A 16,169-nucleotide genomic window follows, 5' to 3' on the forward strand; every position below is an offset into this window, starting at 1 on the left:
ATGCTATTTTTTTAAATTAAAAGCTAAAATCAACACCAAAAGAATACGTTTGAAGATTTGGGAAAGCACCATTATCAACGCCTCTTTCAAAAATATTACTGTTTGTAAATTCAGGATCTAAACCTTTATATTTAGTAATTGTAATAATATTTTGTGCCGATAATGTTAATCTCGCTCTCGAAATACCTGAATTTTTCAAGACACTTTGAGGCAGGTTATAACCAAATCCAATGTACTTAAGTCTGATAAAATCTCCATTTTCTAAGAAACGGTCGCTGTCTCCTCTTGAATTTAAAGTTGACCCTTTTGTTATTCTAGGAAAATCAGTATTTGGGTTTTCAGGTGTCCAAGGCTGGATTCCGGCTCTGTAATTACTATTATCATCGAATCTGTCTACAACACTTCTAAATCCGTTATAAACAGTTGCCCCGTGAGAAGCGATCCAGTTCATAGAAAAATCAAAACCTTTATATTCTGCTCCTGCATTTAAACCCATTTCGAATTCTGGCCAAGGGCTTCCCACAATAGCTTTATCTGTACTTGTAATTTGTCCGTCCCCATTAACATCTTTAAAACGAATATCTCCAGGAACAGCATTTGGCATAATTACTTGTCCATTAGCATTTTTGTAGTTATCAATTTCCTGCTGATTTTGAAACAATCCATCAGTTTGTAAAACATACCACATTCCTACCGGCATACCAGCTCTTGTGATTGTATTTCCAGAAATGTTTTCGTTTTGTCCGTTACCTAATGAAACTAGTTTGTTGTTAACTTTTGTAAAGTTGATAGAAGCATTAAACGAGAATTCATTGATTTTTTTGCTGTAAGCTAATTCTAATTCAAAACCTTTATTTTCAACAGTTGCAGCATTAGAAATTGGATTTCCGCCGTCATTTCCTGTCGTTAATAAAATTGGGAAACCAAATAATACATCTTCTGTACGAGCGATAAAATAATCTGCTGTAAGACGTAAATCATTATTTAAAACACCAAGATCTAATCCAAAGTTGGTTTGTTTTAATTTTTCCCAGCGCAGTTCTGAATTTGATAATTTTACCTGAGTTGCAGAAGGATATAAATTTTGACCTAACACAATCTGTCCGAAATTATTAACGAAACTTTTGTATTCGTACTCTTTAATATTTCCAGAACCTAATTCTCCATAACTCGCTCTTAATTTTAAATCTTTAATGAACTCTGATTTAAAAAATGATTCGTTGCTTATTCTCCATCCAGCTGAAACAGAAGGGAAATTCCCCCATTTATTTGCATCACTAAATCTTGATGATCCGTCGCGTCTTAAAACAGCATTTAATAAATAACGGTTATCATAATTGTATTCAATTCTTCCAAGATAAGATGCAAGAGCTGCTTCATTAATAAAACCACCAACTACCGGAGAATCTCCTTGGTTTAAAACCTCATAATATTGTCCAGTTCCGGAGTTTATTGGCAGGTTTCTTTTTGTACCATAAATTTGATCGTATTTGTCTTTTTGAAAAGTCTGACCAACTAGAACCGTTATATCATGTTTTCCAAATTCTTTTTTGAAAGTCAAAGTATTTTCGAACAATGTTGTTTGTGATCTTCCTTTATTTTGATCTGTCTGAGATGGATCTATCGGTTGATTTAACGTCCAGTTCCCTACTTTTCTCATGAATTTATAAGAGTCAAAACTAGTTTCATATCCAAAATTGAAACGATATTTCAACCATGGAGCAAATTTTAGTTCAGACCAGATATTTCCTCTAATTCTGAAATTTTCGTTGATCGTATTAGCAAAATCAGCAATTGCAAGAGGATTTGTTCCAAAAGTATCTGCAACACCTTGCTTACCGTAACCGTATCCTCCAGGATTAGCTGCGTCGTAAAGCGGAATTGTTGGCGTCATTCTGTACACATCAATAATTGGATTTCCAGACATTTCATCTGTTTTAGAATTACTGATGGCTAAGTTTTCTCCAATACTGAAAATTCCTTTTGTACCGCTTGAATTTACACGGAATGAAATTCTGTCAAAATCAGTTCCGATTACTGCTCCTTCATTTCCAAAATAATTCCCCGACATAAAGAATGTAGAGTTTTCATTCCCGCCAGAAACGCTGGCATTATAATCCTGCATCATTCCTGTTCTAAAAACTGCATCCTGCCAGTCTGTATTAACTGCCATATTCAGGTTTTGTCTTGTCATTCCGGCATTATCATAAGCCATATTATTTAATCTGGCAAACTCTTCAGTTCCTGCCAAATCATAGCGTGGGATAGTTGTAAAACTGCTTTTTGCAGAAACATCAATTTGAAGCGGTCCTTTTTTACCCTTTTTTGTGGTAATAATAATTACACCATTTGCTGCTCTCGAACCGTAGATTGCTGCTGCAGATGCATCTTTTAAAACCTGAATGCTTTCAATATCATTTGGGTTAAAATCTCTGTTTGCAGAAGTTACTAATCCATCAATTACATATAATGGATTTGTATTTTGAAGATTTTTAAGACCACGAATCTCTACGCTGGCTTCCTGTCCCGGACGTCCGCCGCCGCGAACCTTAACTCCGGTAACTAAACCTTGTAATCCATCAGCAACAGTAGTTACCTGTCTTTTTTGGATTTCTGTAGCTTTTACCAGCGAAACGGCTCCGGTAAGGTCTTTTTTCTGTTGTGATCCGTAACCTACAACTACAATTTCATCCAGTTTCATTGCATCTTCTTGTAAAGTAACATTGATAGATGTTTTGTTGTTGATTTCAATTTCTGTTGTTTTATAGCCTTGTGAACTAAAAACCAGTGTTTGGTTTCCCGCGGCAGCTATTTTGTATGTACCGTCAAAATCGGTAACTGCACCATTTTTTGTGTTTTTTATGACAACGTTAGCAAACGGAATTGATTCTCCTGTTGCAGAAACTACTTTTCCCGTTATGGTTATTTGCTGTTGTGCATACGTTTGTTGTAATAATAAACTAAAGAAAAACAAGAGGTAATATCTCTGCTTTAAAATTTGAGTGATCTTTGTTTTCATTGATTTGTCATTTAGATAGTTTTCATTTCTTGGTTGGTTTTACAATTGTTTTTTAAAAATTCTAATCATCTCTGATGCGAGCAAAAAAATAATTAATATTGCTCAGTAATAATAATGTGTTCATTTTAATTCAAAATTATTAATGGTGTATTTTTTCAAACTTAATTTTATTGATGCTGTATTTTTTTAGCCTAAAAATTATCAATATGATTTGTTTGAAAATTCAAAGTAGATGATTTTAATTCAAAATAAAATGATTCATTTGTGTCAATTTCTATCTCAAATGATTCAAATTGTATAAAAAAGATCAGAAATATAGCGGCTTGCAACATTTTGTTGAATATTGACACGATTTGAATAAGTCCTTGTTTTATCCTAAAAAACACAACTATGCGTAAATTCTTTCTTTTATTATTTTTTTCGCTTTTTTCGATACATTTTATTCAGGCACAGGAATATTATTTCAAACATTTTCAGGTTGAAGAAGGACTTTCTAACAACACCGTTTTGACTTCTTTGCAGGATGAAGACGGCTTTATGTGGTTTGGAACAAAAGACGGTTTAAACCGATTTGATGGCTATCGTTTTAAGACTTACAGAAGCAATGCTGACCCAATTCATACTTTAGGAAGCAATTATATTCAGTCATTACATGAATATAAAGGTGTAATTTGGGTAGGAACTGATAAAGGTTTGTATCAATACGATAAAAAAACAGATCAGTTTACGGTTTTAAACGAAGCGATTAACGACCGTATCAACGATATTAATCATGACAAAAACGGAAATATCTGGTTTATCTCCGGAAATATTCTTTATAAATATTCGACAACAAAAAAGGAAACCAAAACTTTTAACCCGAATAAATATTTTATTGCCACTTCGATTTCAAGAGATGCAAACGGGCAGATTTGGGCTTCTTCTTTAAATAAAATTTATCGTTATTCTGAAGAAAATCTTTCGTTTGAAAATATTCCAATTGCGCCTCCTGCAAGTTCTTCTAACTTTAGAATTACCATTATTTATGCTTTAGACAAAAACAATATTGTGATTGGTACGCAGGACGATGGCGTTTTACTTTATAACATTCACAATAAAACAACTTCGAGTTTAGAATTTTCGACAAAAAAACCAGTTTATGTCCGTCAGTTTAAAAAGAGAGGAAATGATGAACTTTGGATTGCCAGCGAATCCGGAGTTTATGTTTACAACCTGAAAACGAAATCCAGCATTAATCTTAAAAAAAATTATAATGATCCGTATGCGATTTCAGATAATGCAGCGTATTCTATAACTATTGATAAAGAAAACGGAATTTGGGTTGGAACGTATTTTGGAGGAATCAATTACCATCAAAAACAATACACACAGTTCAAGAAATATTTTCCGCAGAAAGGACAAAATTCCATTAGCGGAAGCGCCGTTAGGGAAATTCATAAAGATGATAAAGGCGATTTATGGATTGGAACCGAAGATGCAGGTTTAAATCGATTTAATCCAAAAACACAGCAGTTTACATCTTATTTACCAAATGGAAGCAAAAGCAGTGTTTCCTATTATAACATTCATGCTTTAATGCCCAGAAAAGACAAAATTTGGGTAGGAACTTTTGAACATGGTCTGGATGTTTTAGATCGAAATTCGGGTAACGTTGTTCGACACTATAGTGCCAATAATCCAGCATCTGGATTACGCAGTAATTTTATTTTTTCTTTTTATGAAACCAAAAAAGACGAATTGATTGTGATTACTACAATGGGACTTTATTTATACAATGAACAAAACGACAATTTTGAAACCTTAAAAACTTTTCCCGAAACTACGCATTATACGACTTATAAAGAAGACAGCGACGGAAATCTTTGGGCGGGAAGTTATCGCGATGGCTTATTTTATTATAATCCGAAAACCAAAAAGAAAGAGGTTTTTATTTACGATTACAAAAACCCAAACGGTATCAGCAATAATTCCATCAATTATATTTTTGAAGACAGTTTTAAAAATTTATGGTTTGCCACCGAAAACGGCTTGGATTTATTTGATAAAAAAACAAGAACTTTTAAAAAATTCACCACCAAAAATGGATTCCCGAGTAATGTTGTTTATTCGATTTTAGAAGATGAAGCTAAAAATTTATGGCTGACGACTTCTAAAGGTTTGGTAAAATTTGGACCTGATCATAAAAGCATTAAAATTTACACCACCGCAAATGGTTTATTGAGCGACCAGTTTAATTATGCATCGGCTTTTAAGGATACAAACGGCGATATGTATTTCGGGAATTTAAACGGAATGATCAGTTTCAACCCGAAGAATTTTACCAAGAACAAATACACCCCTTCGACTTTTATTACCAATCTTCAAATCAATAATAAGGATATTGATGCCAATGAAAATGATTCGCCTATAAAACAATCTATTGCGCATATTGACGAACTGGAACTTAACAACAGCCAATCGTCATTTAATCTTGAATTTGCTTCGTTAAATTATACCGCGCCGGAACTTACCGAATATTGGTATAAACTGGAAAACGTTAATAATGACTGGGTTTATCTGGAACGAAACAATAAAGTTTTCTTTACGGAACTGGCGCCTGGAGATTATGTTTTTAAAGTAAAATCACTGAATAGTTTTGGTGTTTGGAGTAAAGAAGTGGAATTGAAAATCAGGATTCTGCCACCGTTTTGGGCAAGTTCTTATGCGTATTTTTTCTATTTTCTGCTGATATGCGGTTCGTTTTATTACATCATTCGTTATTCGCAAAATCTAACGCAGATTAAACATAATCGAAAAATAAAACATTTAAACGACGAAAAAGAGAAAGAAATCTATCAGGCTAAAATTGACTTTTTTACCAATGTGGCGCACGAAATCAGAACGCCTTTGACGTTGATAAAAGGACCTTTGGAAAAACTTTTGGTTATGGATCACATATTGCCGGAAGTGCCTCAGAATCTTTCGATAATGAAGAAAAATACGTCGCGTTTATTAAAACTGGTGAATGAATTACTAGATTTTAGAAAGTCTGAAATTGGCGGTTTAAAGCTCACTTTCGTGGAAGCGAATATTTCGTCGATGGTTCGGAATTTACATTTGAGATTTAGTCAATTAATTGAAGAAAGAGGAATTGAATTTGAACTGGAACTGGGCGATAAAGATATTTTTGCTTTTGTAGATAAAGAGGCTTTCAAAAAAATCCTGAGTAATTTGATGAGTAATGCTATTAAATATTCTACAGATAAAGCTTCTATCACGCTTTTTAGAGATGAAAAGAAACTGACTTTAATTGTAAAAAATGACGGAAATCTGATTCCGTTTCATTTAAAAGATAAAATTTTTGAGCCGTTTTTCAGGGTTGATAATATGGATACGACTTCGGGAACTGGAATTGGACTTTCGCTTGCACATTCGTTAACGCAATTGCATAACGGAAACCTGCAGGTAATTCCGGATTCAAAAGTGAATATTTTTGAACTTGTGGTTCCGCTTCGTCAGGAAGAAGAATTTATGTTTTATAATGAAACGGAAAAAGAAGAAACAGAGGCAGAATCTGAAACTGTAGAAATAGAAAATAAACACGAAAAAGCACAGCTTTTAGTCGTTGAAGATAATGAAGATTTATTGAATTTTATTACGGCTGAATTAACTCCGTTTTACACTATTTTAAAAGCGGATAATGGAGAAAATGCGTTAAAAATAATTCATAACGAGAATATTCAGCTTGTTATAAGTGATGTTTCGATGCCAATTATGGACGGAATTACGTTGTGTAAAGAGATTAAAACCAATTTAGAAACCAGTCATATTCCGGTGATTTTGCTTACTGCTAAAAACTCGCTGAAATCGCAAATTGACGGTCTTGAAGTGGGTGCCGATGCGTATATCGCAAAACCATTCTCTATGGATTATTTAAAAGTTCAGGTGAATAATCTAATTGAAAACAGAAAGCAGATTATGAATTATTATGCAAGTTCTCCGCTTTCGCACATTAAAAGTATTGCGCACAACAAAACCGACGAAAAGTTCCTGAAAAAACTCGACGAGGAAATCCTGAAAAACATCACAGATTCTGATCTAAGCGTAGAATCTTTGGCAGAAATCATGAACATGAGCCGCTCGACTTTATATCGAAAAATTAAAGATATTTCGAATTTGAGTCCGAATGAGTTGATTAATATTGTTCGTTTAAAACGTGCTGCGGAATTGCTTTTAAATGAGAATTATAAAATGTACGAGATTGCAGAAATGGTGGGGTATAAATCGCAGACGAGTTTTGGTCGTAATTTTCAAAAGCATTTTACAATGACACCTTCGGAGTATATTGCTATGAATAAATAGTTTTTTGTAGAGATGCACAGCAGTGCGTCGCATGTGCAAAGTTTTTGTTGTCGATATTCGTTGGGGTTACGTTGTGTTAGACGCACTGCTGTGCGTCTCTACAGAATAAAAACTTGATATATTTATTAAAAAAAATCAATTGCCTCCTGCTTTAGCTGGAGGTTAAATTTTGAAAAATATGAAAGGCTTTAGCCGAACTTTGACGTTTGGCTAAAGCCTTTTTGATAACAGATTTCTATTCCTCCAGCTAAAGCTGGAGGCAATTAAAAAAAATATCAACACAAAGTATATCGTAGAGACGCACAGCAGTGCGTCTACGCAAGTTATTCCTCTACCAATTGCTCAATCAACTGCAATCTTTTTACAATACTATTTTTATCTAAAATTGTCCCCGGCGATAAAACAGCATTCGCACCAACTTTAGAATTATCTCCTAACAATGATCCAAATTTATCTGAATAGGTATTGATAATATTGTCTTTATATTTAACTGAAATGTTTTTGTTTTTTCTTTCGTTATAATGATTAGCACAAATAGAACCAGCTTCAAAATTTATGTTTTGTCCAATCAAACTGTTTCCTATATAATTAAAATGTGCTACTGCCGAATTATCAGAAATAAACGATTGCTTTATCTCTGAACCCGGACCTATTTTTACAGATTTCCCAAACAATATTGGCCCACGTAAATAAGCGTGCGCACCAACATAACAATTTTCTGAAATGATGATTGTTCCTTTTAAGGTTACGCCTTCTTCAATTATGGCTGTTTTATGTATCGCAGTTGTTCCTTCTATTTTATAATCCGCTGAAAGAAATTTTAATTTTTCTAAAAGTATTTTGTCCAGTTCATTGACAATATTCCATGGCGCAGTATTAATATAATCTGGAAAATAAAAATCAAAGTTTTCTATAAAATCGATTGGTTTTATCATTATTGTATTGATTTAAAAATGCATCATTTAATTTTATAAAGATAAGATTTCGAAAATTCGAATTTTAGTATTTAATAAAATAAATCTAAGATCTTGAAATGCAAAAAATGACAATAATATCAACATAAAGTATATCTGTAGAGACGAGCAGTGCGTCTATATGCGTAAAGTGATATACGTTGTGGTTACGTTGCGTTAGACGCACTGCTGTGCGTCTCTACGGAATAAAATGGGTAAAAAAATAACAACAATATCAACACAAAGCATATCGTAGAGACGCACTGCAGTGCGTCTTATGCGCAATGTGATATATGTTGGGGTTACGTTGCGTTAGACGCACTGCTGTGCGTCTCTACAGAATAAAATGGGTGCAAAAAATTATTTACTCAAATCTGCTTCAAAAGGCGAAGCCGGCAAATTTTCTTTATTGTATAAATTGGCTTCAGCCGGATTATCTGCCCAAGCATATCTTACTTTTACAGGGTCTGCAATTGAATCATTACTAACGACAACTTTATCACCGTCAATAATTGCTTTTGCCCAGACAAATTTTCCATCATTTCCGGCAATTGCAAATTCTTTTAATTCATTTCCGGTTTTGATTTGCAATCCGGTTCCAATATCTGAAAAACTTAGAATTAACTTGTTTCCTTCTTTTTTTATTGATTTAAAAATCGGTCCCGAAGCGACTAAATTTTTCTCACCATAAACCAATTTTCTTGCCTGTAACGACAATCTTTTCCCGACATCGTATTTATTTAAAGGATGAATATCGTTCCACTCGCCTACATCGATTATTACGGCCATTCCTGTATTTGGAACTTTTAGCGTATTCAATTGCTGCTGTCTTAAAGCTGCCCAATTACTTTCGACTGGTTCCGGTTTTGTTTCCATATAATTGGCAAGCTGAACGAATAAAAAAGGCAGTTTTTCCTGTTTCCATTGCGTGCGCCAATTCGCAATTAAAGTCTCCATTAAAGGAAGATATTCTGCTGGTTTTTTGGTACTCGATTCACCCTGATACCAAAGAACGCCTTTTATAACATAATTTTTAAGAGGCGCAATCATTGCATTATAAAGTCCGACTGGTTTTAATCTGACGAAAGTCTGTGCCGGAAGCGGTAACATTTTTGCACCTAATTTGTATTTCCAAATTCCCTTTAAATCAATAGATTGATCGCCATTGATTAGTTCATAAGGTTTATCAAATACAAAACCGCCTTTACCCGAATTACTGATTACGCGAACGGTAATTTCGTTTTTTCCTTCTTTTAAAATATTGGAATTGAAAGAATAAATTCTAGGCGGATATTGATAGGAAGTTGTGCCAACAAAATGTCCGTTTACAAAAACAGAATCAGCATCGACGATTCTTCCTAAAATAATCTTGGCCTGATTTTCTTTTATTTTTTCTAAAGTAAATTCTTTTTTAAACCAAACAGCACCGTTTACATTTCCGAGTTCGCCGTCTGCCCAATAACCGGGAACGTTCATAGTTTTCCAATCGGAATTATCGATTTCAGATGCCCATTTATTTTTTAATCCGGGATCTGTTTCGTCTAATAATTTGTCCCAGTCTGAACTTACTTTATCGTCGTTTTCGTCAATTTGTTTTTCGAGACTTCCATCTTTAAATTTTAAGTATTCCTGATAATAATCGGGAAATTTTTTAATATTTTCTTCGCTGATCCATGCTTCTGCGGGAGAGCCGCCTAAAGAAGAATTGATTAGTCCTATTGGAATTTGGTATTTTTCATAGATTTCTAAAGCAAAAAAATAAGCAACTCCAGAGAATTTCAAAACGCTGTTTGGGTTTGCTGAAATCCATTCTCCGGAAGCAAAATCGGTATTTTCTCTTTCAAAGAAATATTGGTTGGGAACTAGAAATTGTCTGATATTTGGATTCTCCGCTTTAGCGATATAGTCCTGATATTTGTATTTAAGCCGTTCCATTGACAGCTGCATATTTGATTGACCGGAACAAACCCAAACGTCTCCAAAAAGTATGTTTTTCAGGGTGATTGTGTTGGATGCTTTTAAGGTCATTTCGTATGGCCCGCCTGCTTTTTGTGATGGAAGCTGAATTTGCCATTTTCCGTCTTCGGCTGTAATGGTTTTGTATGTTTTTTTGTTGAAATCGAGTTCGATTTTTTCTTTTGGTGACGCCCAGCCCCAGATATTGACTTTTGTATCGCGTTGCAATATCATTCCGTCGCTTATTAGTCTTGGGAGTTTTATTTGAGCATTGGCATTGAAAACTATAAGTAGTGCTAGTATTATTTTTTTCATTTCGTCTTGTTTATATTTTGCCCACTGATGACACGGATTGTACGGATTTACACTGGTTGTTTTTTTCTGCCACGACCCGAGCGATAGCGAACAGGCGAAGCAATTTCACGAATTTTCACGAATTTTTATTTCTGCTCACTGAAAACACTAATTATTTTAAATCATTTAAATCTGTGTTAATCTGTGGCTAAAAATTTTCACGCAGATTAAGCAGATTTTTCAATCTTTAAAAAAATAATTAGTGGAAATTCGTGAAATTCGTGGCGAAAAAAACTACTCATAAATGTATAGTTTTATTTTTTGAATTTCATAATCGCCTACTGAAATTCTTAGGTGTCTTCCTTGATGGGTTTGGTCTCCGTTGAAATGTCTGATGGTTTTCCATTTTTCGTTTTCAAATTTTCCCTGATCTGTTTTTAGTATTCCTGCGTTTGCGGTTTTATTTTTTAATGGTTTAAAAGTTACTACAATTCCAGAACCTGCGATGTAAAATTCATCGGGTGTGATTTCTATAATTATGGCGCTTGCTGTTGTCCACGTTTCTGCTTTTGCGCCTTCTGACCAATTTAGGGTGTAATCGTGTTTAAAGGTAAATTCGTAGTTTCCTAGGTTAATGATTTGCGTATTGTTTACTTTATCTAATAAAACTCCATTAATTTTCCCTTGTCCTTTATTGGCTTCAATAACTGGCGTTAACTGCTGTACTAAATCGTAAATTTTGCCTAGTGGTTCTTTTTTGGCATCGGTTACAGATTCTATCGAGAAAGGCGAAAAACCAATGGCTTCATAATGTCCAATTGCGTATAAACCTTTAAAAGGGGCAGTTTCATCAAAACGATGTTCGGGAATAAATAATGGATCGCCTTGTCGGGTAAACAAATCATTCCATTGCTTGAATGACGGATTATAAAAATCTGGTGAAAGAAAATCTATGGTGTTTCCGACTGCTTTCCAAACGTCCATCAGGTGCGGCAAAGGCCCTGCGCTTGGATATTCTCCGGGTTTCTTTTCCGGTGCGTTTAAGGCTGCGTTTACAAACATCGGAATTGGGTAAGCATCTTTTCCGGCTTTGGCAATTGTATTGGTGAATTTTGAAAAATACCAAGCCATAAAAATTTCATCGGTTTGGAGACTTTTTCCGAAAATTTCTTCCCAGTTTCCAGTTGTTTTAAATCCGTTTTTCTTCCAGATTGCTGAGAATTCAGGAGCTAATTTTTCTTTGTTTTTCTGTAGATATTGGATGAATTCTTTTGGAACTTCTTTTTTGAAAGCTTCATTGGCTAACGGATGATAATCGCGTGCCGATGGCAGCATCCCGATTTCATTTTCAACCTGAACCATAATTACGGTTTGTTCTTTTTGGTCAAAATCTTTAATATGATCCATTAATTTTTGGAACGCTTTTAAATCGGCTTGCAGATTTTCTTCGCTAAAAGGCGTTAGAATTTCATGGCTTTTATTTTTGTCGTCTTTTATTCTTGGATATTTTTTCTGATTCAGTTTTATCCATTCAGGAGCGTGACTTGACATACTGTTTTTCCATGAACCAAACCAAAGAAATACTAGTTTTAGGTTTTCTTTTCTTGCTCTTAAAATCAATTCATCAACTAACGAAAAATCAAATTTGCCTTCCTCCTTTTCTATTAATTCCCAATAAATTGGCGTTAAAACGGTGTTGAGGTTCATGTCGGTTAACTTTTTCCAAATGGGTTCCATACTTTCCATAGTTGTTGCCGAAGAATTTCCTAATTCTCCGCCGCAAATAATGAAAGGTTTGTCGTTGACAATGAGCTGTATTTTATTTCCTTTTTTTTGAAGATGCGGTATTTTTTCCTGAGCATATCCGAATTGTAAAAAAGCAAAAAACAGTATAACAATTGTATTTTTGGAAAATGTAAACATCTGATTCTTTTAAAATTAAAAACAAATAATCCATAATACAAATCCTTTCAGATTCATATTATGGATTAAGACTACACTTAACTTACTTAACCAACTCTCCTGAAAAGTCTTTACTTACATCTTTTCCTGCAAGACCATCAGCAGTTCCTTTATAGGCGTGTTTACGAACGTAATTTGCATCCCAAAGATTTGGTGCTTCGTCCGGAAGCCAGAATTCATGTTCTTTGGAGTTATCAGAAACTCCCCAAACTGTTATACCGTATTGCTGTGCTGCCGGAATATGTTTTTTATACATATCTACCACATATTGATACATTTCGGCTTGTGATGCTTGCTGCGCAACGGTTGGAGCATTTGTTCCTAATCTCACGTCAAGCTCAGAAATTTTAATCAATTTTCCTGTCGCTGCCAGTTTTTGGAACATTTGGGCAATTTTATCTTTATCTGTATTTAGACCTATGTGCATCTGCGTACCAATTCCGTCAACTTTTCCGCCTTGACTTTCGATATATTCCACATATTGAATCAATCCGTCGCATTTGTCTAATCTTGATTCTAAATTATAATCGTTAATGAAAAGTTTGTCTGTTGCATTTCCGTATTGACGAGCCAGTTTGAATGCCGTTACAGCGTAATCTTTTCCAAGATATTTTATCCATGAGAAAAAATCTGCTGCGGTATCGCCTTCATTTCCTGTTCTTAATGTTCCGTCTTCTTTCATTGGTTCGTTTACTACATCCCAGGCAAAAACACTTGTTTTGTAATGTGTCATCATTTTAGAAACCCAGTCAGCCATAGCATCGCCAATGATTTTTGTTTTTTCTGCATCGGTTTTTTCGATCGTTATTGGCGCTGTTGGGCCTCCTCCAGATGATCCATCCGTTACTAAAACATTATCGATATAATAGGTTCCGGCTGCTCCACCTAAATCAAAGTTTAAACCTGTTTCGGTTCCGTTTCCGGTAAATTTCCATTCTACTAATTTCCAACTTGGCGATGTTGCCTGATCTCCCTGATAATGAGCCGTTGTTCCTGTTGTTGAACATCTTACAGAACCAGTTGCTTCAGAGCGAATCATATAAGAAATGGTATATTCTTTTCCAGATGTTAAGACAGAAGTAAAATCAGCATGAATTTGTGTTTTCCATTGATTTGCCGCATCCGAAGTTGCGTTTACCACTTTCATTGCTCCGTTTCCTACATATGCATCAGACGCGCCTGCTGCACTTAAAGCATCATTAGCCCCATTGTATTTTGACCATCCGCTGATACCTGCATTAAAATTACCATTGGCAACCAAATTTGTAACTGTTGCTGCGGCATCAAGATCTACAACTGCAATTGTGTTTACATCAATTAAATAGGTCACATTTGGCAGATATCCCAAATCGATATTGAATTTAAAATTGGTGCTTCCGCCAACAAAATCTCCGGGAGCTAATTTAATTTTAACCTGCTGCCATGCTGATGTTGTTGCAAAAGCTTCTGTCCAAGATCCGCCGGTGCTAAACCAGTCTTTGTACGGATATTGATTTGTTAAGGAAGCATTGAAAGAAATACGTCCTTTTCCGGTTACATCTGATTTTATGTAGAAAGAAATCTCGTAATTATGACCGCTTACAATGGATACATCCGGAGAAGTTAATTGCAGATTATATGGTGCAGAAGATGTTGCACTTGATTCTAATTTAATCGCTTGCGAACCCGTTGCAAGTCCTTCATTTGCTGCTATAGTAATTCCTTTTCCGGGATTGTTTCTGGCCCAGTTTGTAAAGGTTCCGTTTTTTAAACCCGCAACATCTAATGTATTGGTTCCGCTTGAACCGGGAATTACAGTTGGTGCAATAATGCTGTTTAAATAACTTGCATTTTGGTTGGAATGCCAAACCAAAGTATGACCAAAAACTGTTAATCCAGCTTTTTTTGTTTCGGCAATAAAGGCATCTACTTTAGTAAAATTAATTTCACCTTTTGAGTTTACCATTGCGCCGTGTTTCATTTCATAACCCGGTGTAACCTCATCAAAGTTGTCGTTTACAATTTTGCGGTACGTCGCATCAGTTAAGTATAAATCGGCACCTATTCCGTTTCCTAAAACAAAATCTGTGTACGTTTTAAGGTTATCGTATCGGCTTATTTTTTCTACTAATTCTAATGGAAGTTCTGCTCCTGTAACCTCGCCATGCTCAGGATCTTTTTCCCATTCCATTAAATTATCATCACAGGATGCCAGAAGCATTAAGGATGAAGCAATTACTGGTATTATATATTTATATTTCATTTTGGTGTTTTTTTAGTTAGGAAAATCGTTGTAAACCGGGGTATCTAAGGATACTATTCTCCAGTTGTCTGTGTACACTTTTACTGAAGTTGGTTTTGAAGCAAATTCTACTTCACTTGCAGTTCCTGTAACGTCTTTTAGTTTTACATCAGAATTTTCAAAGAAAAAACCAAAGTTTTGATACGTTGCAGCTTCACGATATGCTAAAACGGTTTCAAAAGTGAACGGTTCTTTAGACCATGCATAAAATTTATTTAGCGGAATTGTAACCGTTGTCCATCCTGTGGTTTGAAAAGCAACTGATTTTCCGTCAACAATCCACGGAACATAATTATAAACAGCTCCTGTCCACTCTCCTCCATTAAAATTATTGACCATGCATATTTTTAAGAATCCAGAATCTTTCCAAACATCTGGAACGTATACATCAAACTGTAATGCTACTTTGTCCAGCGGCGTGCTTGCCGGGATATAAGGTGTTAGTTGTGTTCTCCAGTTATCAACTCCGTTTCCTGCTGTCCAAACTTCTGTACATCTGTTTTTGGCAGCATCAAAAGAAGCAATTCTTGCCGGACGATGCGGTACATATTTTCCTTGTGAAATATTTCCTGTTCCTAAAGCAAGTGATGCTAAATCTTCTGGCTGAATCATACTGGTAGAAGTTCCCCAATATCCGTGTTGTCCTCTTCCGTCAAAATCTAATAAAACACCTTTTTTAAAGTTAAAATAAGCCGGAGAATAAACGCCTCCGTTTGAAGTCTGAACGAATAATGAACCTCCGTTGTCTGAAACGCCATTTGGTACAGTAACGGTAAAAAATTCGCCGTCTTCATCTGAAGTAATTCCTGTTGATACTTCTATATTTCCAGGGAAAATAACTTTGCTTACTTCGGTTAAACCAGTTCCCGAAACGGTAATGGTTTCTCCCGCATTAGGCATTGTGTTTGAAATGTTTGTGATAGCTGGTTTTCCTGAACGAATTTCAAATGAAAATGTAGTTTCATTATTATCGTTTACAAATCGAATGGTGTTTCTTACCGATGGATCTGCTTCTAAAATTGGGGTATCGGCAGAAACATTGATCAGCATTGAATTATCGGAAACAAAAACTACATTAAAATAAGTTTGATATCCGTTGATGTAGACTCTTTTTAAGCCTGTAAAACCAGAACCTTGTATGCGCAAAGCTTGTCCTAAACGGGCAAAAGTCACTTCTCTATCCGGAACGGTTGAATTTACATCTTCCAGAAAAACTTTTGATATGGTTATGGTTCCGCCTTCAGAATCGTTATTGTCACAAGAAGTAAATAGCGTACTAAAGAACATTATTCCCAGCAGTGCGATGGGTGCCCAATACTTTTTATTTAAAATATATTTCATATTAATATTTTTTAGATTGTTG

7 protein-coding genes are annotated in these 16,169 nt (G+C 35.0%); 1 reads left to right on the top strand and 6 read right to left on the bottom strand.

Annotated features, from left to right (window positions below; genetic code table 11):
• Positions 1-16 precede the first annotated feature (16 nt).
• Positions 17-3,019: a SusC/RagA family TonB-linked outer membrane protein gene (locus APR43_RS21560; protein ID WP_053473050.1), complete on the bottom strand. Its 3,003-nt coding sequence runs from the start codon at positions 3,017-3,019 to the stop codon at positions 17-19.
• Positions 3,020-3,409: 390 nt separating this feature from the next.
• On the opposite strand from APR43_RS21560, the gene APR43_RS21565 reads away from it, so the two are divergent.
• Positions 3,410-7,360 carry a two-component regulator propeller domain-containing protein gene (locus APR43_RS21565; protein WP_053473049.1) on the top strand — a complete coding sequence of 1,317 codons (3,951 nt, stop codon included), beginning with the start codon at positions 3,410-3,412 and terminating at the stop codon, positions 7,358-7,360.
• Between the two features lie 323 nt (positions 7,361-7,683).
• On the opposite strand, the gene APR43_RS21570 is transcribed toward APR43_RS21565, so the two are convergent.
• From APR43_RS21570 to APR43_RS21590, 5 genes are all read right to left on the bottom strand, one after another.
• On the bottom strand, positions 7,684-8,295 hold the full coding sequence (locus tag APR43_RS21570; RefSeq protein ID WP_053473048.1) for an LpxA family transferase: 612 nt from the start codon (positions 8,293-8,295) through the stop codon (positions 7,684-7,686).
• 378 nt (positions 8,296-8,673) lie between these two features.
• Positions 8,674-10,584, bottom strand: a complete 1,911-nt coding sequence (locus APR43_RS21575) for a sialate O-acetylesterase (RefSeq protein ID WP_053473047.1) — start codon at positions 10,582-10,584, stop codon at positions 8,674-8,676.
• 273 nt (positions 10,585-10,857) lie between these two features.
• Positions 10,858-12,486, bottom strand: coding sequence for a DUF5597 domain-containing protein (locus APR43_RS21580; RefSeq protein ID WP_053473046.1), 1,629 nt, complete (start codon positions 12,484-12,486; stop codon positions 10,858-10,860).
• 82 nt (positions 12,487-12,568) lie between these two features.
• Positions 12,569-14,767: an endo-1,4-beta-xylanase gene (locus tag APR43_RS21585; protein ID WP_053473045.1), complete on the bottom strand. Its 2,199-nt coding sequence runs from the start codon at positions 14,765-14,767 to the stop codon at positions 12,569-12,571.
• A 12-nt stretch (positions 14,768-14,779) separates the two neighbouring features.
• A complete protein-coding gene (locus APR43_RS21590; RefSeq protein WP_053473044.1) occupies positions 14,780-16,147 on the bottom strand; it encodes a glycan-binding surface protein in 1,368 nt (455 codons plus the stop codon).
• Between the last annotated feature and the right edge of the window lie 22 nt (positions 16,148-16,169).

This window comes from Flavobacterium sp. NLM (assembly GCF_002210235.1).
Classification (GTDB): domain Bacteria; phylum Bacteroidota; class Bacteroidia; order Flavobacteriales; family Flavobacteriaceae; genus Flavobacterium; species Flavobacterium panici.